Here is a 23,027-nt window from a genome sequence, read left to right on the forward strand (position 1 = left end):
CACAGCCTCCCCAGGCTCGCGCGTGCCCCCGCGTTGTCGATCATCTTCACAGACCGGAGAACAATCCGTGCGTTTTTCGGTCGAATACGGATCAGTTCGTGATCATGCCCTCGGCCAGGTCGGCCGCCCGCGCCGACGGGGAGCGGCGCTCGGCCGGGCCGTAGCCGCCGCCTCCGCCGGACTCGCAGCGCAGCACGTCACCGGCCGACACCGGCAGGGCGTTGACCTTGAGCATCCGGCGCTCGCCCGCCGTGCCCGGGTTGAGCGTCACCCGCGGGGGAGCGCCCGCCGCGCCGCCGGCCAGGCCCCACGCGGGCGTGACCGAGCGCTCGAACCACAACGACAACGAGGTGTCGCCGCAGAACTCGTACTCCCGCACCACGCCGTTGCCGCCGCGCCACCGACCGGCGCCGCCGGTGTCCGGGCGCACCTCGTAACGGCGCACCCGGACCGGGAACAGCGTCTCCAGCACCTCGATCGGCATGTCCCGCAGCGAGCCGTTGACGTTGTTGATCAGGCAGGACTCGCCGTCGCCGCCCTCCCACGCCCCCCAGCCGCCGACCGTGGCCTCCTGGGAGACGTACAACTTCCCGGTACGCGGGTCCGTCCCGGTGAACTGCACGATCATCGAGTCCCCGTACGAGGCCGCCGCCGCCTTGCCCGGCAGCGCCGGGGCCAGCGCCTTGACCACCAGGTCGATGAGCAGCCCGAGGTGGGAGTAGTAGTACTGGCAGGCGGCCGGCGAGCGCGCGGCCAGCATCGAGCCCGGCCGGGTCTCGACGCTCAGCGGGCGGAAGGAGCCGCCGTTCAGCGGCACGTCCCCCGACACCAGCAGCTTGTACCCCACCCGCACCGCCGCCACGGCCTGCGCCGCGCCGCAGTTGACCGGCCCGCGGGCCTGGTCGGCGCAGTCGGTCAGGTCCACGTGCATCGACTCGCCCGACACCGTGACGCGCACGTTCACCGGCAGCGGCGTGGCCAGGTCGATGCCGTCGTTGTCGAGGAAGCCGGACGCCTCGTACACGCCGTCCGGGATCGCGGCGATGGCCTGGCGTTCCATGCGCTCGGTCTGGGCGAAGATCTCGTCCCGGGCGGCCATGACCGTCTCCAGGCCCCAGCGCGAGACGATCTCCTGCAGCCGCCGCCGGCCGGTCATCGCGCAGCTCACCTGGGCCCGCATGTCGCCGAGCGTGGCGTGCGGGAAGCGTACGTTGCGGGCGATCACCTCGTGCAGGTCGCGGCACGGCCGCCCGCCCGCGTACACCTTCACCGGGCCCAGCCGCAGGCCCTCCTGGAAGATCGAGGTGGAGTCCATCGAGCCACCCGGGTCCTTGGAGCCGACGTCCAGCCAGTGGGCGCGCGAGGCGGCGAACCCGGCCAGCTCGCCGCCGGCGAAGATCGGGCCGTAGACGGTGACGTCGTTGAGGTGGGTGCCGCCGACGTAGGAGTCGTTCAGCACCCACACGTCACCCTCCTGCCACACCTCGCGGCCGTACATGCGCTCGGTCTCGCGGGTGCACACCTCCAGGTTGCCCAGGAAGATCGGCAGGCCGGACGACTGCCCCAGCACGTTGTGGTCCCGGTCGAGCAGCGCCACCGCGCAGTCCTTGGCCTCGTAGATCACCGGCGTGTACGAGCTGCGGATCAGCGTGGTGTTCATGTCCTCGGCGGCCTGGAGCAGGGCGCACCGGATGATCTCTGTGGTAACGGGGTCGATCACTGGACGTCCACCTTCACGATGAGGAAACCGTTGTCGTCGACGGCCGCCAGGCAGCCCGGCGGGATGACCGTGGTCGCGGTCTCCTCGACCACGATCGCGGGCCCGGCGAACGAGCCGGACAGGCCCGCCCGCCGCAACACGGGCGTGCGGTGCACCACCCCGTCGAAGATCACGTCCCGGACGTCTCCGGACGTCTCCTCGCGCGGCTCGGCGGCCCCGGCGGCGGCGCGCGGGAACGAGCCGAACCCGGTGCTGCGCAGCATGACGAACTCGACCGGCGCCTCGGGGGTGGCGTGGCCGTACCGGCTGGTGTGGGCCTCGGCGTAGCGGGCCGCGACCGCGGCGCGAAAGCCCGGCTCGCCGGGTTCGGCGGCGTCGCGCAGCGGCACGGTGAGCGTGTAGTCCTGGCCCTCGTAGCGCATGTCCACGGCGTGCTCGACCCGGCGCCGCTCCTCCGGCACGCCCTGCCCGGCCAGCGCCTCCAGCGCCTCCCGCTCCAACGTCGCCAGATTCCGGGCCATGTCGTCGCCGTCGAGCGTGTCCTGCGGCCGGAAGTACGGGTGCGTCAGGTCCCGCCGCACGTCCGCCTCCAGCATCCCCCAGGCCGAGAACGCCCCCGGGAACCGCGGGACGACCACCTCGGAGATGCCCAGCTCCCGGGCGATGAACACGGCGTGCATCGCGCCCGCGCCGCCGAAGGCGACCAGCGCGAACTCCCGCGGCTCCACCCCGTGCTCGACCGTCAGCGTGCGGATCGCCTGGGCCATCTTGGCGTTGGCCACGTCGCACACGCCCTCGGCCAGCCGCAGCGGGTCCAGGCCCAGCTCCCGCGCCAGCGTGACCACGGCCGCGCCCGCCGCCTCCTCGTCCAGCGTCATCAGCCCGCCCGCGAACCAGGCCGGGTCCACCCGGCCGAGCACCACGTTCGCGTCGGTCACGGTCGGCCGCGTGCCGCCCCGGCCGTAGCAGGCCGGGCCCGGCACGGCCCCGGCCGACTCCGGGCCGACGCGCAGCGCGCCCGCCTCGGCGTAGGCGATCGAGCCGCCGCCCGCGCCGATGGTGTGCAGGTTCACGATGGGCATGAGCACCGGGTAGCCCTCGATGCGGGCCTCGGCGCTGACGTCGGGCCGCCCGTTCACCACGAGCGAGACGTCGAAGGAGGTGCCGCCCATGTCCACGCAGATCGCGTTCTCCCGGCCCAGCATGCGGGCCGCGGCGACGCCGCCCATCGTGCCGCCGACCGGCCCCGACAGCAGGGTCTGCAACGGCCGCCGCATCGCGTACGAGGCGTTGACCAGCCCGCCCGACGACTGCATCACGTGCACCGGCACCGACAGGCCGCGCTCGGCGAAGCGCCGCTCGATCCTGGCCAGGTACCTGCGCACGACCGGCCCGGTGTAGGCCTCCAGCACCGCCGAGGAGGTGCGCTCGTACTCGCGCCACTCCCGCGCGACCTCGTGCGAGAGCACCACGAGCACGTCCTCGCCCAGCTCGGCCCGCAGGATCTCGCCCGCGCGCAGCTCGTGCGCGGGGTCGGCGAAGGAGAACAGCAGGCACACGGCGACGGCGTCGAAGCCCTCCTCGCGGGCGCGCCGCGCGGCCCGCCGCACCGCCTCCTCGTCGAGGGGTTCCAGCTCGCGGCCCCGGTGGTCGAGGCGGCCGCCGGCCTCCATGACGTCCTGGCGCGGCACGAGCGGCGACGGCTTGCGGTAGCGCAGGTCGAACATGCGGTCGCGGTTGCCGCGGGCGATCCGGTAGACGTCCCCGGCGCCCCGGCTCGCCAGCAGCAGCACCCGCGCGCCCTTGCGCTCCAGCAGGGCATTGAGTCCCTGCGTGGTGCCGTGCACGAAGAAGGAGATGGCCGCGGGGTCGTCCACGACCCGGCCGAGCGCGGCGAACACGCCCTCGGCCAGGTCCCCCGGCGTGGTGGGCGCCTTCGAGGCGGTGACGGCCCCCGTGCGCTCGTCGTAGCAGACGACGTCGGTGAAGGTGCCGCCGATGTCCATGGCGACGCGATAGGTCATGCGCCGCACCGTACGCGCGGGGCGGCGCCGCGATCATGGGCGTCCTGCACAGGGAAGGACCGCCTCCCGTGCATCCCGCTCAACCCGGTCCACCCGTCCAAAAATCTACAACGTAAAGGCGGTAGCCTGGCGGACGTGTCCCAGTCGTACCTCACCCTCGCGACCGGCGTCGAGCACGAGACCGAGGTGCGCCGCTCCCGGTTCGTCTGCGCGCTGGCCCCCGCCCGTACCGTCGAGGAGGCCGCCGCCTTCATCGCCGCCCGCCGCCGCGAGCACGCCGGCGCCACCCACAACTGCACCGCGTACGTGATCGGCGGGCGGCTGCAGAAGGGCGACGACGACGGCGAGCCCGGCGGCACGGCGGGCACGCCGATGGTCCAGGCGCTGGTCGGCCGGGGGTACAACGACGTGGTAGCGGTGGTCACCCGCTATTTCGGCGGCGTCCTGCTGGGCGCGGGCGGGCTGGTGCGCGCCTACGGGGGAGCGGTGACCGAGACGCTCGACCTGGTGGAGCCGGTGCGGATGGTCCCGGCCAGGCTGGTGAGCGTCTCGGTGGCCCACGACCAGGCCGGCCGGGTGGAGAACGACCTGCGCGCCTCCCGCCACGCGCTGCGCGAGGTGACCTACGCGGCCGGGGTGACGTTCTCGGTGGCGGTGGGGGAGGACGAGGTGGCGGCGTTCGGCGAGTGGGTGGCCGCGCTGACGGCCGGCCGGGCCCGCGTCGAGCTGGGCGAGGGCGTGCACGTGCCCGGCTGAGGCCGCTCAGCCCTCCAGGGCGTACTGCATGACGCGGAACTTGGCCTGGGCCTCGGCCAGCTCGGCGGCCGGGTCGGAGTTGCCCATGATGCCGCCGCCGGCGAACAGCCGGGCGCGGTTGCCCTCGATCAGCCCCGAGCGCAGGGCGATGCCCCATTCGCCGTCGCCGTGGGCGTCGATCCAGCCGACCGGGCCCGCGTAGCCGGCGCGGTCCATGCCCTCCAGCTCGCGGATGACCTTGATGGCGGTGTCGGTCGGGGTGCCGCCGACGGCGGCGGTGGGGTGCATGGCGGCCACCACGTCGAGGACGGACGCGCCGTCGGCCAGCCGCCCGGTGACGTGGCTGGCCAGGTGCTGGACGTTGGGCAGCACGAGGAGTTCGGGCTCGTCGGGGGTGTGCAGCGAGGAGCAGAGGGGGGCGAGGGTCTGGCGCACGGAGGCGATGGCGCACTCGTGCTCGTGGCGGTCCTTCTGGGAGGCGAACAGCGCGGCGCCGCGGGCGACGTCGTCGGCCGCGCCGGTGCCGCGGGCGGTGGTGCCGGCCAGGACGAGGGACTCGATCTCCTGCCCGGTGCGGCGGATGAGCAGCTCGGGGGTGGCGCCGACGAGGCCGGCCACGGAGAAGGTGTAGCACTCGGGGTAGCGCCGGGCCAGCCGGGTCAGCAGCAGGCGTATGTCGATGGGGTGCTCGGCGGTGGCGAGCAGGTCGCGGGCGAGCACGACCTTCTCCAGTTCGCCGTCGCGGATGCGGCGGGCGGCTCGGGCGACGACGTGCTCCCATTCGGGGGCGGTGAGGCTGCCGTCGCCGTAGCTGATGCGGCCGGGCTCGCGGATGGGGCTGAACGTCTCCAGCGGGGCCTCGCCGACGGTGGTGAGCCAGGCGCGGCCGCCGCGGCGGGCGAGCACGGCGCGGGGGACGACGAGCACGGACCCGGGGGCGTCTTCGTCGAAGGTGAAGCTGCCGAAGGCGACGGGGCCGGAGCCGGAGCCGGGGGCGCGTCCGGCGTCGTCGGCGGGCGCGTCGCCGAGGACGGTGCGCAGCCACTCGCGGGCCCAGGCGAAGCGGCCGGGGCCCGGCGGTACGGCGACGCGGGCGGCCTGGCCCCATCCCACCAGGCCCTCGCCGTTCCTGATCCAGGCGTAGGGCGCCGTCTTCGGGAGGGATGCCAGCAGGTCACCGGGGTCGCCGACAGGGGTGGTGCGAACCGGTAGCGGGCGGGTTGTTCCGAGCGCGACACTCACTCAAGACACTCTATGCGGGAACTGAACACGTTCGACTCGGACCCCCGTGAATGCGGTGTTACTGCCCGCGAGCCAGGAAATAACCGGATCTTGACGTTTATTGAGGGCGTCCTGCTCGCGGACGCACTGTCAAGCGGCGATAGGAAGACGGTCCTGAAATGGCAGACCTCGCCTGAAGGTCATGGTGCGACCTTGATCCACTCCCTACCTTGGGGCCATGATCGGTCGTCTGTCCCCTGTCGTCACCGCCGTCCTCGTCCTGGCCGCCTCGGGGCCCGCGCAGGCCGTCGCCGCAGCTCAGCCCGTCCCTGAGACGATGGCGGCGCTGGGCGACTCGATCTCCACGGGCTTCAACTCCTGCGGCTGGTACGTCTCCTGCGCGGCCCGTTCCTGGGCGGCCGGCGACAACACGTCGGTGGGCAGCCACTACCTCCGGTTGCGGAGCCTGGCTGGAACGCTCCAGCGGGAGAACTTCGCGGTGCCCGGCTCGACGAGCGCCGAGCTGCTCGGCCAGGTCAACCAGGCGATCGCGGCGAAGGCCGATTATGTGACGATCCTCATAGGCGCCCAGGACGCGTGCAAGCGCACCGAGCGGGAGATGACGCCGGTCGCGCTCTACCGCCGGCGCATGGACGCCGCGCTGTCGGCCCTGCGCGCCGGCATGCCGCAGGCCAGGGTGTTCATCGCCAGCGTTCCCGACCTGCGGCGGTTGTGGCAGGTCGGCAAGGACAACCCGCTGGCCCGTACGTTCTGGACCGTCGGCAGGATCTGCCAGACCATGCTGGCCGACCCGGCCTCGACGAAGAAGGCCGACGTCGAGCGGCGGGCCCGGGTGCGGGCGCGGGTGATGGCCTACAACAAGGAGGCGGCGCTGGCGTGCCAGGCGATGGGGCCCTCCTGCGACACGGACGAGGGCGCGATCTTCTCCTTCCCGTTCACCCTCGACCACGTCAGCAAGTGGGACTTCTTCCATCCCAACCTCGCCGGGCAGAAGGCGCTGGCCGAGCAGACGTTCGAGCACGGCTTCATCTGGGAGGACCCGCGCTAGCCCGGTCCTCCGCGGAGGTCTCGTAGGTCCGGGCCGCCGGTCCCGGTGAGTGGCCGCCTTTCGGCGCGCGGGAAGAAAATCCGCGTGCGCCGCGAAGGATGGGTGAAAGTTGTGATCACCCACCGGAAGGCACACTCATGACGGACACCGGCACATGACCGCCGACGTGGGCGAGCAGGTGACCGACGCCGACCTCGTCGCCGGCTACCGGCGGAACCCTGAGCTGTTCACCGCCGTCTATGACCGGTATTTCCATGACGTCTACCGGTACGTGGCGGGACGCCTCGGCGCGCAGGTGGCCGAGGACATCGCGGCGGAGACGTTCCTGCTGGCGTTCGACCGGCGTGACCGGTTCGACCTGGAACGAGGTGCTCTGCGGCCCTGGCTGCTCGGCATCGCCACGAACCTGGTGGCCCGGCATCGCCACAAGGAGGCCCGCCGGTACAAGGCGCTGGCCCGGCTGGACCCCGTGCCGGTCGTGGAAGGGCACGAGAACCGGGTCGTCACCGCCGCGACCGCGCAGCCGTACCTGGCCATGGCGCTCGCCTCGCTGAACGGCGGCGAGCGTGACGTGCTGCTGCTCCTGGCGCTGGGCCAGCTCAGCTACCACGAGATCGCCCAGGCGCTCGGCATTTCCCTCGGCACAGTGGGGTCGCGGCTCAGCCGGGCCCGCGCCAAGATCCAGGCCCGCACCGACAAGGAGACCACCCATGAATGACCTGGAAGAGATCGCCACCTTGCTGCAGGAGCCGGAGCCGTCCGCCGGGGCGGTCGCGCGCGGCAGGGAGCGCCTGGAGCGAAAGGCGCTGGCGGGCCGGGGACACCGGCGTGCCGGCTGGTTCGTCCCGGGAGTGGCCCTGGCCGCCGCCGGTGCCGTCGCGGCGGTCGTGTTCGCCACGGGGGCGCCCACGAACGACGGCGCGCCGGCCACGGGCAAGGAGGTCCTGCTCATGGCCGCCGTCAGCGCGGAACGTACGCCCCAGGGCTCCGGGACGTACTGGCACGTCACGCGTCGGTGGCTCGGGTCGGACGCCCCGCCGATAGAGAGCTGGACCCGGCGCGACGGCAAGCGCTGGACCAGGGCCGTGCCGGGGGATCCCGCCGGCGCCGTCATCCAGGCGCCGGCCCGGAAGTCGCTCAGGCTCAAGGGCGCCAAGGTGAGCTTCGAGGAGCTCGAAGGGCTGCCGACGGAGCCGGAGGCGCTGAAGGCGTGGCTCGTCGCGCGCAAGGGCGAGAGGAAGGACATGTCCGCCTCCGAGATGCGCGGCGATCCCACCCTCACCCTGCTCGCGCTGATCACGGACCTGCCGACGCCCGCCGAGGCCCGCTCGGCGGCGTTCCGCGCGCTCGCCGCGACACCGGGGGTGGAGAACGCGGGCGCGGTCGAAGGCGGCCAGCGTCTGCGCTTTCCCAACCCCGACGGCGGTGGCGACATCGAGCTGGTCATCGACCCCGAGACGGCCCGGGTGGTCCGCGCCAACCTCGTCCTCGTCGACGACGGCGACGCGGCGTTCAGCGCCGACTTCATCTCCGTGACCACCGAATGGACGGACCAGCTTCCTGCGGTGCAGAGCTGAAGCGGGATTCCGCGCGCCCCGCGGGTGATCGCGGCCGCTGACGGGCCTGCTCACCCGCTCGCACTCGCCCGCCCCCGGGCCGGAAGGCCCGGGGGCGGACGAGTCGTGATTCGCCGGGAGCCTCGGCTCACCGGCCGTACGGGTCAGCCCACGGCGTAGGCGCGGGTCACCGTCTGGGTGACGCCGTTGCCCGCCTTGTCGGTGACGGTCGCGCGCAGCGAGACGTACCCCGCGGTGGCGGGGTTGTCCAGCCGTGCCGTCCAGCCCGATCGGCTCGCCCGGACGGGCACCGGTCGCCACGTCCTGCCGTCGTCGGCGGACGCCTCCAGCTTGATCGAGGAGACCGCCGCCCGGCCGGCGCCGGGAGCGCGCTCGACCTGGATCGGGATGGTGGTCCGCGATCCCGGCGTGGCGCGGTTGGCGTCACCGAGACCCTGTGGCGCGTAGCGCACGGCCATCAGCGGCAGCGGCTCGGGCTTCGCCGTACGGGCGGAGCGGAAGGTCCAGACGGCGTCGACCGCCGTGGACAGCTTCGCCTCCGGTCGCCGGGAGGAGGCGGTCAGCGTGTAGGCGGCGTCAGCCTGGGGCAACGTGGCGGTGAGCGTGCACCCCTCGCTGCGGTAGGGGAGGCAGCCGGTGATGCCGGTCGTGGCGATCTCCTTTCCGTTCCCGGTCAGGGTGAGGGTGCCGGTCGCGGCCGCGTCCATGCCGGTACGTCCGGCGACTCCGCTGCTGTACAGCCCGTCGGCGGGGAAGGCCAGGGTGTCGCCGGCCCGGCTGCCGCCGGAGACGGCGAACGAGGGGCCGGTCACCGCGGCGTTCCAGAGCTGGGTGAAGTTCCTGTCGCGCACCGGGCCGGTGCCGTGCTCGATCAGGCCGCCCGTGCTGAACTCGTCGTTCCACGCGAACCCTGGGGTGAGGTACCGCGTCAGGCTGCTCGGCAGCGGCATGTCCTCCCACGTGCTCATTCCCGGCGAGAGGACGTCGCCGGGCAGCACCGGCCCCGTGTTCAGCGTGCCGGTGGCACCCGGGACGGTCGAGCGGTAGGTCTCGGTCGCCTTGACCATGTCCCGGGTCCGCGCGGCGTACCCGGGGTTGTCGGGGAAGCCGTCCGTACGCTGGTCGACGAGGTCGTAGCGGTACGGGCTGGGCGTCGTGTCCTTCTTGGTCCAGGCGGTCTGGGCCAGGTAGGTGAGCCCCGGCTGCCGCACCGGGACGAGGTGGAAGCCGCCGGAGTAGCCGAACGCGATCATCGCGGTTGTCCAGGGCCCGTTGACCATGGAGAGGGAGAGTGCGGGATCGGGGACGGCCGTGGGGTCGTCGACCGTGAACGTGATCCGCTTCGCCTTGCTCCCGTCGACCGTCAGCGACACGTCGGCGTCGTCGATCTCGAACGGCCGGTGCGCGAACGTCAAGCTGTGTTCCGCCTTCCCCCAGATCTCGGTGTAGAGGTTCCAGCGTCCCTTCGGCAGCCTGATCGTGGCCGTGTCGCCGTGGAAGACGAGGGTGCGCTGCGTGCCGGTCGCCTGGTCGTAGACGCGGCCCTGTACGCCGTCGGCGGTCGTCCCGTCCCTGCCCCGGACGGTCACCGTGACGTCATGGGACTCCGGCTCCACGTAGGCCCCGGCCGGGGTGCGGACCACCGTGTCACCGGCCGTGGCGGTGACGATGCCCGGATGGTCGCCGGGGCCCCTGCCCTCGGCGTCGATCGTCACCGTGACCGACGCCTGCCCGCCCGCGGGCACCTCCAGCCGTCGCGGCGACAGCGTGAGCACGTCGGAGTCGGCCGCGAGGTCCAGGGTGACGGGGGTGGCCCCGGTGTTGCTGTAGGTGATCTTCCCGGTGGCCCGCCGCTCGCCGGGCTGGTCCCAGGGGAAGGCGGCCCACACGCCGGTGGGAGCGGCGATCACCTCCTGGGCCAGCGAGCGGAGCACGTCCACCCGCCCGGTGCCCTGCTGGTACGGCGTGGCGCCGTCGGTCGGCCGGGCACTGCCGACGAGCGCCGCCTTGAGCTGCTGCCCGCTCCAGCCGGGATGGCGCTGGGCGAGGATGGCCGCCGCTCCCGCCACGTGAGGACTGGCCATCGACGTGCCGCTCATCGCCACATGGGCTTCGTCGGCGGTGCCCGCCGCGGCGGCGGCCACGATGTCCACGCCGGGGGCCGTGATGTCCGGCTTGACCGCATGGTCGCCGATGCGCGGGCCCGTGCTGGAGAAGTCGGCCACTTGGTCGGACCGGTCCACCGCGCCGACGGTCAGCGCGGCGTCCGCGCTGCCGGGGCTGCTCACGCTGCCCCCGCTCTGCTCGCCCTCGTTGCCCGCGGCCGCCACGAACAGGGTGCCCGTGTTCTGCGACAGGGTGTTCACCGCCTGCTCGATCGGGTCGAGGCCGGGTTCGTCGGGGCCGCCGAAACTCATGTTGACGATCTTGGCCTTGACCTCCGTGGCGGCCCACTCCATGCCGGCCAGGATCGCGGAGTCGCTGATCTTCTCGCCCAGCTTGCCGAAGGCGATGCGGGCTCCCGGCGCGACGCCGCGGTACTTCTCGCCGGCGCCGGCGATGCTCGAGGTGACGTGCGTGCCGTGCCCGATTCGGTCGGTGATGTCAGGCTCGTCGGAGAAGTTTCGCGACTGGGTGACCACGTCCTTCAGGTCGGGATGCGTGGGGTCGTACCCGCTGTCGAGCACGGCGACCGTGACGCCCTGTCCGGTGAGACCCCGCTGCCACGCCTCGGTCGCGCCGATCTGCCTGGTGCTGCGGTCCAGGGTGTACGAACGCCGGCCGTCGAGCCAGATCCTGCCCTTGCCCGCGGCCGGCGTGGACGCCACGCCGAGCAGGCTCCGCCACGCCTCGCCCGCGCCCTTCTTGGCCACCCGCTGGGTTGTCATGTTCAGGCTGGTCAGCCGCCGGGTGGTCGCCGCGCCCCGCAGCGCGGGGGCCGGTCCCTGCGGCGACTGTGTGATCAGCGGGATGTCGGGCGTGTCCGCGTCGCCGTAGTGCCAGGCGAGCAACTGGGTGACATCGAACAGCCGCTCGTCCAGCACCCCCTGGGCGACCAGGGGCGCGGCGTCGGACGGGACGACGTACAGGTGCCCGTCGCGGTACCCGGAGGAGAAGTGCACCTCCCGGGCCGTGCCCGGCTCCACCCGGAAACTGCGCCCGGTGACCACGACACGGTCGCCGGTCAGCAGCGTCACACTGCCCGCCGTGCCGGAGCGTGGCTGCCCGGGACCTGCCCGGCCGGCGTCGGCCGTGCCGGTCCCCGTTGTCGCGCCCATACCCAGCGTGCCTGCCAGGACCGCTGCCAGCAGTCCCTTGCCTAACGTCATTGATCCTCGCAAGAAGAGAAATCGATCGCTTTCTCCTCTTGTTCCGAGAAAGGCGGATTCTTCTTCCCCGGGCCCTGACGCGGTGGGCCGGGGCTAGCGGCACTGCGCGAGCATGGCGTTCTTGTCGGCCCTGGTCACCGGCAGGTCGTACTTGAGCGCGACCTGGGCGAAACGGGTGACGTACGCGCAGCGGACGCGGCGCTGGGGAGGCAGCCACCCGGCCGGGCCTGCGGCGTCCTTCTCCTCGTTGGCGCGGCCGTCGACGGGTAACAGGTTGAGCGGGTCGTTGGCGAAGTCGAGGCGTTTCGACATCGGCCAGCGCGGCGCGCCCATGCGCCATCCGTAGTTGAGCGGCACGACGTGGTCCACCTGCACCTCGTCGGCCTGGGCCTTGTGCCAGGAGATGAGCCGGCCGGTGTAGGGGTCGGTCAGCTCCATGGCGACGACCTCGCAGCTCGACCCCGGCCGGTACTCGACGCCGGTGCCGTCGCGGGCGAGCAGGTCGTCGCGGGTCCGGCAGCCGTTGCGGGCGTAGGGGACGCCGGTGGCGGTGTCGGCCCAGTTCTCGCCGTACCGGCTGCGGGCGTAGCCGGTGTTGGGGCCGCGGCCCTTGACGCGTAAGCGGCCGATGAGGGTACGCGCCCTGGCCTTGTCGCCGTCGGACAGGACGGGGGCGAGGCCGGGCAGCGTCCCGCTGGCGTTGCTCAGGGGGCTGGCGGCGGTGGCGGCGGGGCTCTTGGCACTGCCGATGAAGGAAACGACGATGACGGCTCCGGCGAGGATCGCGATGGCGTCCTTCGTGCTCAAGCAGCCCTCCGTGATTCCCGTGGGCGAAGTTGTCTAGAGAATTCCCGCCATCGCCGGATTTGACACAGGAAGGCTTCCGTCACTGATCGCGTCCGCGCCGCCGTCTCACCGGTTCCCGGCGTCCCGCCTCACCTGCACTCCCCACCGCTTGCGCAGCTTCCTGGTGCCTGTGGGCCGCCCGGCCGCGCCAGATCCTCTCGACGCCGGCCTTCGCCGAGCCGGTGGAAATCCGGCTCGGCGGTGTGACGCCCGTCCCGCTAGGCCCGGGGTCCGGCCGGCTCGGTGGCCTCGACGGGGGCGGTGGTCTCGGCGGTCTCGGCGGCCTCGGGGGCGGGGCGGGGCGGGCGGACGTACGTGCCGTTGCGGCGGGCCACCAGTTCGGCCAGCAGTTCGTCCCACTTCTGGCCCACCGCGTCCACGTCGTACGTGCGCGCCGTCTCCAGCGCGCCCGCCGCCAGCGACCGGCGCAGCGGCTCGTCCTCGATGACCCGCATGATCGAGGCCGCCAGGTTGGCGTTGGTACGCGGCTTGACCAGCAGCCCGTCCACCTCGTCGGTGATCATCTCCTTGGGCCCGTGCGGGCTGTTGAAGCTGACGATGGCCAGCCCCTTGGCCATGGCCTCCAGGATCGTCATCGGGAAGCCCTCGTGCCGCGAGCTGAGCACGAAGATCGACGCCTTCTCCAGCTCGGCCCCCACGTCGCTGGTCGGCCCCGGCAGCTCCACCTTGCCCTGGAGTCCGGCCTCGACGATCTGCGCCGCCAGGTTGTCCCCCTGCGGCCCGGCGCCGAAGATGCGCAGCTTCCAGTCGGGGTGCGCGGCGGCGACGGTCTCCCACGCGGTGATCAGCCGGTGGAAGCCCTTGAGCCGGGTCATCCGGCCCACGGCGACGACGACCTTGGCGTCCAGCCTGGACACCTCGCCGCTCATCGGCGGGACGGCGTTGGGGATGCGCGCCAGCTTCTTCGGCTTCTTCGGCAGCGTGCTGCGGTAGTCGCGCAGGTCGGCCTTGGTCAGGGTGACCAGGGCGTCCATCCGCCGGTACCGCCACTTGATCAGCTTCTGCATCGGCTCGGCCTGGGTGCGCAGGGCCACGTGCTCCTGCCCGATGGTGATCACGCCCGGCTGCGCTAACTGCGCCATGGCCAGGTTGAGCCCGGGACGGGTGGCCATGAGCACGCCGCTGTCGAGCGAGCGGATGAAGCGGGCCAGCTTGTAGTCGGTCCACAGGTTGAAGCGGTGGTAGGCGGTCTCCTCCGGCGGGATCAGCTTGCTGGGGAATTTCGACAACATCGCCCGCAGCGGGTCGGGGCTGGGCCTGAGCCGGTCGTCGAGGAAGCGGAAGCGCACCCGCGGGTCGATCGGGAAGAACGGCTCCTCGGCCTCCTTCAGGATGCTGACGATCTCGACGTCGTGCTTCTCGGCCAGGTAGCCGGCCAGGTTGAACACCGTCCTGATCGTGCCGCCCATCCCGTTGGCGTGCAGGAGCAGGATCCGGATGCGGTCGGTCGACGGCGGCGGCGCGTTGCGTGCCTTGCGGCGGTTGTACCCCCGGTACAACCGGACCATCGCCGACTTCCCCCTGCGTGCCAGTGCGCGCACCTGGACGATCCCCCTTGTGCTCGGTTGCGTTCGCATACGCGCGGAGCCGGTCGTCAGGCCGCGCGCGAGCGGAGTGCACATGTCATCCCCTGTGCGCTTTCCCCGCCTATGATCTTTAGACGCCCAAGAGGTTCCTAAGGTTGCATACCTGGCCGATGCGACGGATCCGGCGTATGCGGCGAATGCTCGGCAAGCAGGCCGAGGGCGACGTCGATGGCCCGCTCCAGCTGCGTGTCCACGCCTTTGGCGTAGTCCTGCGGGGTGATGTCCACCTCGATGTCGGGATCCGTGCCGTAGTTCTCCACCTGCCAGCCGACGTCGTCGAAGGCGAAGGAGAACTCCGGCTGCGTGGTCACGGTCCCGTCGGCGAGCCGGTGGCGCGGCCAGATCCCGATCACCCCGCCCCAGGTGCGCTTGCCGACCAGCGGGCCCAGCTTGAGCAGCTTGAAGGTGTGGCTGAAGATGTCGCCGTCCGAGCCCGCCCACTCGTTGGTGATGGCCACCAGCGGCCCGCGCGGCGACTCCGGCGGGTACGGCTCCGGATCCCCCCACCTCGGGTAGTCGTAGCCGAGCCGCCGCCTGGCCAGCTTCTCCAGCAGCAGCGCCGAGACGTGCCCGCCGCCGTTGAAGCGCACGTCCACGATGAGGGCGTGCCGGTCGTACTCGGCCAGGAAGCCCCGGTGGAACTCGCCGAACCCCTCGGTGCCCATGTCGGGGACGTGCAGGTAGCCGATGCGCCCGCCGGAACGTTCATGGCACTCGGCGCGGTTGAGGTTCACCCAGTCGCGGTAACGGGCCGGCTGCTCGTCGGCCAGCGCGCGCACGGTCACCGTGAACACCCGCTCCTCGCGCCGCAAGGTCAGCTCCACCTCCTCCCCGGCCTGGTTGACCAGCCGCTCGTTCGGGGTGGCCGCGCGGCCGATGGGCGCGCCGTTGATGGCCAGCACCGCGTCCCCCGGCCGCACGTCCAGCCCCAGCCGGTTCAGCGGCGAGGTGGCCTCGGGGTCCCACGGGTCGCCGGTGACGATCGCGTGCACGTGGTAGACGCCGTCGCGGTAGTCCCAGTCGACGCCCAGCTTGCCCTGGCTGTAGTCGGGCCCGGGACGGTACTCGCCGCCGCTCTCGTAGGCGTGGCTGGTGCCCAGCTCGCCGTGCAGCTCCCACAGCAGGTCGGAGAACTCGCCCCGGGTGGTGACCCGGTCCACCAGCGGCTCATAACGCCGGTAGACGCCCGGCCAGTCGACGCCGGCCATGTCCTCGGTCCAGAAGTTCTCCCGCTGCAGCCGCCACGCCTCGCGGAACATCTGCCGCCACTCCGACTCCGGCGCCACCGACACCTTGATGCGCGACAGGTCGATCCAGCCGCTCTCGCGTCCCGGCGGGTCGTCGTCGTGCTCGGGCACCTCGCCGGCCTTGACCACGCGCAACCGGCTCCCGGCCCGGTACAGCAGCGTCTTGTTGTCGCGGCCCAGCTCGAACGCGGTGACGCCGTCGGCGAACGTCTCGTTCCTGCCCTTGGCGAAGTCGTACAGGTGCAGGGTGTTCTCGCCCTCCAGCGGGCTGGTCAGCAGCAGCGCCTTGCCCTTGAGGCCGGCCACCCCCTCGTAGCGGCCCTCCGGCAGCGGGAAGGCGGTGACGCGGGCGGCCAGCCCGTCCAGGTCCACCCGGACGGCCTCCGCCGGCTCGTCCTCCTCATCGTCCTTGCCGTTGAGCGGGCGCCGCGCGGGCACGAACGGGTCGGGCGCGTCGGCCCGCAGCGCGACCGCGTACGGCCGGGTGCCCAGCGGGAAGCCCAGGTCGAACTGCAACTGGTCGTAGACGGGCGAGAAGACCCGCTGGCCGATGAAGTACAGGTAGCGGCCCTGGGGGTCGAAGGCCGGCATCGAGTCCTTGAGCACCGGCTCGGAGGCGGCCACCGTCCGGCCGGTCTCCGGGTGGTGCAGTTTGATCGCGGTCGTCTGGGCGTTGAGCGGCCCGGCGTAGGCCAGCCACTGGCCGTCGTGCGACCAGGCCGGGTCCTCTGGGGGCCCGTGCGGGTTGCGTTCCACCAGCGTGGCCGCGCCCGTGGCCAGGTCCAGCAGGTACAGCTCGTGGCGGTGGTTGACCACGGCCACCCGGTCGTGCGCGGGGTCGGGGACCAGCTCGTTGATCCGGCCCAGCCGGGCCACCTCGACGCCGCAGCCGCCCTCGTGACCCTCCAGGACGACCAGCGTCTCCTCGTCGGACTCGCCGCTGGCCGCGGCGATCAGCCGCACGCCGTCGTTCAGCCAGGTCAGGAAGCGGTAGCGGACGCCGTCCGGCTCGCCGTGCTGGCTCACCGGGCCCTCCCAGTCGGCCATCGCGTACGCCTTGCCACGCGAGGTGATCGCCAGCGCGCTGCCGTCCGGGCTGAGGGTCGCGCTGTCGAGGTAGTCCTCGGCGTCGACGAACCGGCGGTTGCGCTGCGTCCTGGAGCTGGCCAGCCGCACCTCCAGCCGCCTGGGCCCGTCGTCCGGCTCCAGCAGGTACAGGTCGGCGCCGGCGTGGTAGACCAGCCGGTGGCCGTCGCCGGACAGGTTGCGCGCGTAGTAGTCGTCGTGATGGGTGTGCTTGCGCAGGTCACCGCCGTCAGGAAGGCAGGAGTAGACGTTGCCGACCCCCTCGTGGTCGGACAGGAAGCAGACCCGCCGGCCGCTCCAGCACGGCGAGGCCAGGTTCCCCGGCAGCCGGATCAGCCGCCTGAACTCGCCGTCGCCGTTGGTGTCGATCCACAGGTCGCCGACCGTGCCGCCGCGGTAGCGCTTCCAGCGCGCGGGGTCGGCGGTGTTGCGGCCGAGCACGATCATCCCGTCCGGTCCGTGGGCGATCGAGTTCGCCGGTCCGTACGGCAGCCGCTGCGGCACCCCGCCCGGCGCCACGCGGTGCAGCCATTTGCGCCCGGCGAACGGCTGGGACTGGTCGCTGGCGTACAGGATGCGGCCTTCGTGGTCCCAGCCGGTGACCGTGCAGCGGGCGCCGTGGAAGGTGACCCGGCGCGCGGCGCCGCCGACGGCCGGCATCACGTAGACCTCCTCCGGGCCCTCCTCGCGGCCGACGAACGCGATCTGGTCGCCGCGCGGGGAGATGCGCGGGTAGCCGGCCTCGGCCGCGCCGGCGGTCAGGCGGAACGCGCGGCCGCCCTGCGCCGAGACCATCCACAGGTCGTCCTCGGCAGCGAAGACCACCACGTCCTGAAAGACAGTGGGAAAGCGGAGATAGGCCGACATGTGCGCAGCTCCTCTTCCACCGGACAGCCGGGGGCCGCCGGCCCCCGGCTGCGCGATTCACCTCACGGGGTCATCCCTCGTCGGTCCTTCTGGTTTCCTTCTTGGTCTCCTTGGCCTGGCGGCTCGTCTTGATGGCCTGCTTCTTGGCCTTGCCCGACTTGGTGGCCGGTTTCTTCTTCGTGTCAGCCATCGTCTTCCCCCTGAAACGGTTGCGCCCGATTGGCACACTATGCCGGATTAATACCCATCTACCTCCGATACCCGACATACCGCCTATCGTGCGCTAATCGGGCGATCTCCGGACGGACGTGACCACCACACCCCCTCGCCGTGCGACAGGCCCGGCAGCCGCCGCTCGGCCTCGTGCACGGCCGCCGCCGGGATCTCCCCTTCGAGCACCCACGTCTCGGCCCGCCTGCTCGTGCCGTCCAGGACCGCGCCCAGCGCGGCCAGGCGGGCCGACACGGCGGCGAAGGCGTCGGCGGGCACCTCCAGCTCGAAGCGGTGACACGGCTCGTACACCCTGGTCCCGGCCCTGCGCAGCGCCTCGGCCAGCACGACCCGCGCCTGCCCGCGGAAGTCGCCGGCGGTCGTGACCGGGGAGGCGTAGCCCGTCGCCGTCAGCGTGACCAGCACGTCGGTGACCGGCCATCCCCGCGGGCCCGCGCCCAGGCCGTGCCGCACGCTCTCCTCGATCGCCCGGTGGAAGGCCGGCGGCAGCGAGCCCAGGTCGACCTCCAGCCGGTAGAGCACGCCGGAGCCCGGCGCGGCCGGCTCGACCCGCAGGCCCACGGTCGCCATGAACGCGTCCCCGGCCTGGCGCATCTCCTCCCTGGCCGCGCCGGTGCCCGCCGGGCGCTCGAAGTACACCGGACGGCTCGGCTCGAACTCCGCCTCCACCCCGAAGTCCCTGGCCAGGGTCTCGCCGATGACCTCCTTCTGGACCTCGCCGTACAGCAGGACCGACGTCTGGCCGCCGGGCAGCGTACGGGTGCCGATCAGGGGGTCCTGCTCGGCCAGCGCGACCAGCGCGGCGTGCAGGCGCGGCTCCTGGCCGGGGACCCGGGGGCGTACGACGGTCTCCAGGCTGGGCGGCGTGAAGTGGGCCTGCCCCGCCGGGCCCGGCTCGCCCAGCCGGTCGCCGACCCTGATCTCGGGCACGCCCCGGACCGTGGCGATGTCACCCGCCACCGCCACCCGCGCCCCGGACCCCACGACGGCCACCCCGCTCGGCCGCCCCTCGTACGCGTGGACGCCCCCACCCGGCTCCCGCCGCAGAAACGTCACCCGCTCCCGCGCCCGAAGCTCCCCGCTCCACATCCGCAGATACGCGATCTTCTCCCCACCCCGCCCCCGCTCCACCACGAACACCACACCCACCGCACCCGGAGCCGCCGTCGGTGCCGTCGTAGCCGCAGCCGTCGTAGCCGCAGCCGTCGTGGCTGTCGGCGTCGCGCGGTCGGTACCGTCACCCGCGCCGGTCGGCGGCTGGGAAACCGCGGGCAGCAGCCGGACCGCCCCGAGGAGCTCGGCCACCCCCTGACCGGTGATCGCCGACCCGAACAACACCGGGTGCGCCTCGCCCGCCGCGCATTGTGCCGCAAGCGCCTCCCGCACCCGCCCCGCCCCCGGAACCACGTCGTCGACGAGCAACTCCAACAGCCCGTCATCCCCCTCGGCCAACACCTCAGCCGCCACCATCCCAGCGTCCCCCACGCCGTACTCCACGTCGGCCGTCACGTCGGCCCTCACGTCGGCCCTCACGTCGGCCCTCGCGTTGGGCCCCGCGCCGTCCCCCGCCTCGGGCTCCGCGGTGGGCCCCGCGCTGTGCTCCGCGTCGGGCCTCGCGTCGGCCTCTGTGTCGGCCTTCGCCTTGGCGGGCTCGACCTCGACGGGCCCACCGGCCCGCACCACCTCCTCCGAGCCGCCGCCCGCCACCCCTGGGCGGAGAGCAACCCCCGAAGCCGGGGAGTGGGGGCGAGCGGGTGGGTGGCGACGGCCGCGTCGCTGGGAGCGGCCCCGGAAGTCGAGGAGGTGAAGGTGCGGGGGCGGAAGGTGGGGCCCGGATCGCTGGAAGCGGTCCCGGAGGTCGGGGGAGCGGAGGGGAAGGGGCGGGGAGCGGCCGGGGCGCGGAGAGCGGTTCCGGACGCGGGCGAGGTGAAGACAAGGGGGTGAGGGGGCGGGGCGCTCGGGGTGCCGAAGGGGGCCGGGGCGAAGGTGAAGAGGTGGGTGGTGGCGGCCGGGCCGCCGATGCCGCTCACCGTGTTGAGCGGGACCGCCCGCGGCGACAACCACCGCCGAATGTCGGCGAGCACCCCCGCCTCCCGAGCCCCCATCCGGTCGATCTTGTTCACGAAGATCAGCGTGGGCAGCCGCAACCGCCGCAGCGTCTTCATCAGGACCCGCGTGTGCGGCTGCACGCCCTCCACGGCCGACAACACCAGGACGGCGCCGTCGAGCACGCCGAGCGCGCGTTCGACCTCGGCCACGAAGTCGGCGTGGCCCGGCGTGTCCACCAGGTTGACCCGCAGGTCGCCCATGGTGAACGAGGCCACCGCCGAGCGGATGGTGATGCCGCGGCGCCGTTCGATCTCGCCGCTGTCGGTCTGCGTGCTGCCGTCGTCGACGCTGCCGAGGCGCGCGATGACCCCGGTCTCGAACAGCAGCCGCTCAGTGAGGCTGGTCTTGCCCGCGTCTACGTGCGCGAGGATGCCGATGTTCAGGATGTGCATGAGTGGTGGAGCCCTCGAGAACTCTCGTGCCAATGGGGCGCTGGAAGATCTCTGGGCGGCGCCGCATCTCGTGCTCCTGAACGTCGTCCGGCTGGTGCCCGGTCATCCTGACACCGGGGCGGGCCGGCGGGCCACCGGTTTAAACCGGGTCACAACAGACGAAGCTGCTCCGGTTCGGTGGCGGCGGCGGTGCCGGGCATTCGGCGGGGCGGTACGCGGCGGGCCATGGCGGGGGTGGCTCTGCCGACCCCGTGGCGCCGGGCCAGCTCCTTGACCTGGGCGACGACGCGGTCCTGGTAGGAGGCGGGGGCGTAGGCGCCGCGGCCGTACAGCTCCAGGTAGCGCGGCACCAGGCGCGGGTGCTCGCGCCCGAGCCGGCTCAGCCACCACTCGCGCGCCCCCGGCCGCAGGTGCAGGACGATCGGGGCGATGTGGGTCGCGCCGGCCTCGGCGATCTCCTTGACCGTGCGTTCGAGCTGGGCGGGGGAGTCGGTCAGGTACGGCAGGATCGGCGCCATCAGCACCCCGCACGCCACCCCGTTGTCGTTGAGCGTGGCGCACGCCTCCAGCCGCCGGCGCGGATTGGGCGTGCCCGGCTCGACCCCGCGCCACACCGCCTCGTCGACGAACCCGACCGACACGCTCGTGCTGACGTCGGTGACCTCGGCCGCCTCGGTGAGCAGATCGAGGTCGCGCAGGATCAGCGTGCCCTTGGTGAGCACCGAGAACGGGTTCGCGGCGTCGCGCAGCGCGGCCAGGATGCCCCGCATGAGCCGGTATCGGCCCTCGGCGCGCTGGTAGCAGTCGACGTTGGTGCCCATGGCCACGTGGTGGCCGCCCCAGCGGGCCGCGGCCAGCTCCTTGCGGGCCAGCTCGGCCGCGTTGACCTTGACGACGATCTTCGAGTCGAAGTCGGCCCCGGCGTCGAGGTCGAGGTATTCGTGCGTCTTGCGGGCGAAGCAGTAGACGCAGCGATGCCCGCACCCCCGGTAGGGATTGATCGTGTACTCGAACGGCACCCGGCTCGCCCCCGGCACCCGGTTGATGATGGACCGGGCCTGGACCTCGTAGAAGGTCATGCCCCTGAACTCGGGCGTGTCGAACGTACGGGTGACCGCGCCGCGGGCGAACAACGGCACGGCCGGATCGGCCTGACCGGGGCCGGTCAGGCGCAGGTTGTCCCAGCGCATCCCATGATTAGAACAAAAGTTCGAGCGTGATCGCAAACCGAAAAGAGGCGGTAATTAGGGGGTCACGTCAAGGCTAATGATCTTCATGGTTGGGGAGGAACACGCCACAGTGCTTGCGTTCCGGAGGTGCGTCTATGGCCTGGTCGCAGGACGAGGAACGACTGCTGGCCCAGATCGAGCAGCACCTCGTCGACGACGATCCGCGTCTCGTCGCCCGGCTCGAGTCGTTCAACGAGCGGGCCCGTCGCAGCGAGGCGAGGGCGAAGGGGCAGCCGGGCCACAGGCGGCCACGCCGGTCGACGGTCATCATCGTGATCAGCTGGGTGCTCATCGCGACGCTGGTGGCCACCCTGCTGATCATGGTGCTCCAGCACGAGGCCGCCACCGCCGTGGCGCTGGCCGCCTCGCGCTGACCGCTCCGGGACTGCTCCCGGACCGGTCCCTGGCCGGTCCCTCGCCCAGGCGCTCGCGCAGGGCGAGCGGGCAGGGCGAGGTCCTGAGCCGGATCGTTCGCGGCTTTCGGTCGCGCCTCAGGCCGTGCGCACGGTCGGCTCGTGGCGTACCGGGAAGTTGACCGAGGCGGCGATGAAGCACGCCTTGTGGGCGTCCTCGTGCAGGCGGGCGGCGGTCTCGGCCATCCCCGGGGCGGCCACGGTCACCTCGGGGCGGAGCACGACCTCGGTGAAGTGGCCGCCGGCGCCGCTCTCGGCCATGGTGCCCACCGCGTGGTCGGCGTACGCGGTGACCACGACGCCCGCCTCGCTGCACAGGTGCAGAAACCACAACATGTGGCACTGGGAGAGCGAGCCGACCAGCAGCTGCTCGGGGTTCCAGCGGGTGGGGTCGCCGCGGAAGGCGGGGTCGGAGCTGCCCGCGATGACCTGCCGGCCCTCGGTGGACAGGTCGTGGTCGCGGTCGTAGTCGCGGTAGCCGCTGGTGCCGGTGCCCCGGTTGCCGGTCCAGGTCACGGTGGTGGTGTACGTGTGGTGGCGGGTCATGCGGGTTCGTCCTTGCTGTGAGTGACGGCGCGGGTGTCGAGGACGTGCGCGCGGGCGATGGCCGCGGCGTCCTGTGGCCGGGCCTCGGTGATCGCGGCGAGAAGCTGTTCGTGCTGGCCGGAGACGTGCGCCGGACGGGACGGCGGCGCCAGCGAGCGCAACGTGGAGACCTGGATCTGGTCCCACACGCGCTCCAGGGTGTGCAGCGCGATGGCGTTGGCCGCCAGCTCGGCGATCCGCCGGTGGAAGCGGCGGTTGAGTCCGACGGCCGCGCCGAGCCGGCCCCGCGCGGTGGCGGCCGCCGTGGCGTCGGCGACCTCGCGCAGCGAGGCCAGGTCGGCGGGGGCGATGCGGCCCTCGCCCTGGCGGGTGGCCGCCAGCTCGGCCGTGAGCGCCTCCAGGGCCGCTCGCACCTGGTAGGCGTCCTCCAGTGCGGACGCCTCCAGGGCCACGACGACCACCCCCCGCCCGGCCGGGCGCACCAGGCCGTCGGCGGTCAGCGCCCGCAGCGCCTCGCGCACCGGGGTGCGGCTCATCTCCAGACTCGCCGCGACCTCCGTCTCGGTCAGCCGCGCCCCCGGCGGGTAGGTCCCGTCGAGGATCAGCTCCCGCAACCTGCTCCAAGCCACATCGCTCTGCACGGACGCGACTCTAGCTCGTTGCATACATTGCATGCAATGCATGCGAGCGCTCGAGACCGGTGGGGGAAGGCACAGAAACGGCAGGGCCGCGGAGGAGGGAGCGGAGGTCCTTGAGGG

General features: G+C 72.6%; 17 protein-coding genes. 5 read left to right on the forward strand and 12 right to left on the reverse strand.

Annotation, left to right across the window (positions count from 1 at the left end):
* Window positions 1-91: 91 nt before the first annotated feature.
* Together ABZ444_RS34620 and ABZ444_RS34625 are read right to left on the reverse strand one after the other, a co-directional pair.
* The gene (locus ABZ444_RS34620) at window positions 92-1,720 is read right to left on the reverse strand and encodes a hydantoinase B/oxoprolinase family protein (protein ID WP_358006330.1); all 1,629 of its coding nucleotides are present in this window, start codon (window positions 1,718-1,720) and stop codon (window positions 92-94) included.
* Complete coding sequence (locus ABZ444_RS34625; protein WP_358006333.1) at window positions 1,717-3,744, reverse strand: hydantoinase/oxoprolinase family protein; 2,028 nt, start codon at window positions 3,742-3,744, stop codon at window positions 1,717-1,719. The genes ABZ444_RS34620 and ABZ444_RS34625 overlap by 4 nt, the downstream gene beginning before the upstream one ends.
* Window positions 3,745-3,879: 135 nt before the next feature.
* Here ABZ444_RS34625 and ABZ444_RS34630 point away from each other — a divergent pair, with 135 nt between their 5' ends.
* Window positions 3,880-4,500 carry a YigZ family protein gene (locus ABZ444_RS34630; RefSeq protein ID WP_358006336.1) on the forward strand — a complete coding sequence of 207 codons (621 nt, stop codon included), beginning with the start codon at window positions 3,880-3,882 and terminating at the stop codon, window positions 4,498-4,500.
* A gap of 6 nt (window positions 4,501-4,506) precedes the next feature.
* Here ABZ444_RS34630 and ABZ444_RS34635 read toward each other — a convergent pair whose 3' ends face one another.
* The gene (locus tag ABZ444_RS34635) at window positions 4,507-5,742 is read right to left on the reverse strand and encodes an isochorismate synthase (RefSeq protein ID WP_358006339.1); all 1,236 of its coding nucleotides are present in this window, start codon (window positions 5,740-5,742) and stop codon (window positions 4,507-4,509) included.
* Window positions 5,743-5,959: 217 nt separating this feature from the next.
* Here ABZ444_RS34635 and ABZ444_RS34640 point away from each other — a divergent pair, with 217 nt between their 5' ends.
* The 3 genes from ABZ444_RS34640 (at window position 5,960) to ABZ444_RS34650 (ending at window position 8,367) form a co-directional block, all read left to right on the forward strand.
* Window positions 5,960-6,790: a GDSL-type esterase/lipase family protein gene (locus ABZ444_RS34640; RefSeq protein WP_358006342.1), complete on the forward strand. Its 831-nt coding sequence runs from the start codon at window positions 5,960-5,962 to the stop codon at window positions 6,788-6,790.
* Between the two features lie 154 nt (window positions 6,791-6,944).
* The gene (locus ABZ444_RS34645) at window positions 6,945-7,508 is read left to right on the forward strand and encodes an RNA polymerase sigma factor (RefSeq protein WP_358006345.1); all 564 of its coding nucleotides are present in this window, start codon (window positions 6,945-6,947) and stop codon (window positions 7,506-7,508) included.
* On the forward strand, window positions 7,501-8,367 hold the full coding sequence (locus tag ABZ444_RS34650) for a CU044_5270 family protein (protein WP_358006348.1): 867 nt from the start codon (window positions 7,501-7,503) through the stop codon (window positions 8,365-8,367). The genes ABZ444_RS34645 and ABZ444_RS34650 overlap by 8 nt, the downstream gene beginning before the upstream one ends.
* Before the next feature lie 143 nt (window positions 8,368-8,510).
* Here the strand turns inward: ABZ444_RS34650 and ABZ444_RS34655 are convergent, their stop codons facing one another.
* The 7 genes from ABZ444_RS34655 to ABZ444_RS34685 all read right to left on the reverse strand — a co-directional run bounded on the left by ABZ444_RS34655 (window position 8,511) and on the right by ABZ444_RS34685 (window position 21,271).
* Window positions 8,511-11,696: a S8 family serine peptidase gene (locus ABZ444_RS34655; protein WP_358006351.1), complete on the reverse strand. Its 3,186-nt coding sequence runs from the start codon at window positions 11,694-11,696 to the stop codon at window positions 8,511-8,513.
* A 93-nt stretch (window positions 11,697-11,789) separates the two neighbouring features.
* Window positions 11,790-12,503, reverse strand: coding sequence for an HNH endonuclease family protein (locus tag ABZ444_RS34660; RefSeq protein WP_358006354.1), 714 nt, complete (start codon window positions 12,501-12,503; stop codon window positions 11,790-11,792).
* Between the two features lie 257 nt (window positions 12,504-12,760).
* Window positions 12,761-14,104, reverse strand: coding sequence for a glycosyltransferase family 4 protein (locus tag ABZ444_RS34665; RefSeq protein ID WP_358006357.1), 1,344 nt, complete (start codon window positions 14,102-14,104; stop codon window positions 12,761-12,763).
* A gap of 134 nt (window positions 14,105-14,238) precedes the next feature.
* The gene (locus ABZ444_RS34670) at window positions 14,239-17,310 is read right to left on the reverse strand and encodes a PDZ domain-containing protein (RefSeq protein ID WP_358006360.1); all 3,072 of its coding nucleotides are present in this window, start codon (window positions 17,308-17,310) and stop codon (window positions 14,239-14,241) included.
* A gap of 312 nt (window positions 17,311-17,622) precedes the next feature.
* Window positions 17,623-19,113, reverse strand: a complete 1,491-nt coding sequence (locus tag ABZ444_RS34675) for a hypothetical protein (RefSeq protein ID WP_358006362.1) — start codon at window positions 19,111-19,113, stop codon at window positions 17,623-17,625.
* A complete protein-coding gene (locus tag ABZ444_RS34680; RefSeq protein ID WP_358006365.1) occupies window positions 19,110-20,081 on the reverse strand; it encodes a GTP-binding protein in 972 nt (323 codons plus the stop codon). The genes ABZ444_RS34675 and ABZ444_RS34680 overlap by 4 nt, the downstream gene beginning before the upstream one ends.
* Window positions 20,082-20,230: 149 nt before the next feature.
* Window positions 20,231-21,271 (reverse strand): Rv2578c family radical SAM protein, encoded by a 1,041-nt coding sequence (locus ABZ444_RS34685; protein WP_358006368.1) that lies wholly within the window; start codon window positions 21,269-21,271, stop codon window positions 20,231-20,233.
* Window positions 21,272-21,405: 134 nt separating this feature from the next.
* Here ABZ444_RS34685 and ABZ444_RS34690 point away from each other — a divergent pair, with 134 nt between their 5' ends.
* Entirely contained in the window at window positions 21,406-21,684 is a 279-nt protein-coding gene (locus ABZ444_RS34690) for a DUF3040 domain-containing protein (protein WP_357977490.1), read from the forward strand.
* A gap of 117 nt (window positions 21,685-21,801) precedes the next feature.
* On the opposite strand, the gene ABZ444_RS34695 is transcribed toward ABZ444_RS34690, so the two are convergent.
* Together ABZ444_RS34695 and ABZ444_RS34700 are read right to left on the reverse strand one after the other, a co-directional pair.
* Window positions 21,802-22,269 (reverse strand): OsmC family protein, encoded by a 468-nt coding sequence (locus ABZ444_RS34695; protein WP_358006371.1) that lies wholly within the window; start codon window positions 22,267-22,269, stop codon window positions 21,802-21,804.
* Window positions 22,266-22,910: a GntR family transcriptional regulator gene (locus tag ABZ444_RS34700; RefSeq protein ID WP_358006374.1), complete on the reverse strand. Its 645-nt coding sequence runs from the start codon at window positions 22,908-22,910 to the stop codon at window positions 22,266-22,268. The genes ABZ444_RS34695 and ABZ444_RS34700 overlap by 4 nt, the downstream gene beginning before the upstream one ends.
* Window positions 22,911-23,027: the final 117 nt, after the last annotated feature.

The organism is Nonomuraea sp. NPDC005730 (assembly GCF_040630865.1).
Lineage (GTDB): Bacteria > Actinomycetota > Actinomycetes > Streptosporangiales > Streptosporangiaceae > Nonomuraea.

Bases quoted from the DNA above. Each gene is read 5' to 3' on its own strand.
- ABZ444_RS34685 (WP_358006368.1), bottom strand. From the start codon at position 21,271: ATGCGCTGGGACAACCTGCGCCTGACCGGCCCCGGTCAGGCCGATCCG.
- ABZ444_RS34680 (WP_358006365.1), bottom strand. From the start codon at position 20,081: ATGCACATCCTGAACATCGGCATCCTCGCGCACGTAGACGCGGGCAAG.
- ABZ444_RS34640 (WP_358006342.1), top strand. From the start codon at position 5,960: ATGATCGGTCGTCTGTCCCCTGTCGTCACCGCCGTCCTCGTCCTGGCC.
- ABZ444_RS34645 (WP_358006345.1), top strand. From the start codon at position 6,945: ATGACCGCCGACGTGGGCGAGCAGGTGACCGACGCCGACCTCGTCGCC.
- ABZ444_RS34625 (WP_358006333.1), bottom strand. From the start codon at position 3,744: ATGACCTATCGCGTCGCCATGGACATCGGCGGCACCTTCACCGACGTC.
- ABZ444_RS34690 (WP_357977490.1), top strand. From the start codon at position 21,406: ATGGCCTGGTCGCAGGACGAGGAACGACTGCTGGCCCAGATCGAGCAG.
- ABZ444_RS34695 (WP_358006371.1), bottom strand. From the start codon at position 22,269: ATGACCCGCCACCACACGTACACCACCACCGTGACCTGGACCGGCAAC.
- ABZ444_RS34655 (WP_358006351.1), bottom strand. From the start codon at position 11,696: ATGACGTTAGGCAAGGGACTGCTGGCAGCGGTCCTGGCAGGCACGCTG.
- ABZ444_RS34650 (WP_358006348.1), top strand. From the start codon at position 7,501: ATGAATGACCTGGAAGAGATCGCCACCTTGCTGCAGGAGCCGGAGCCG.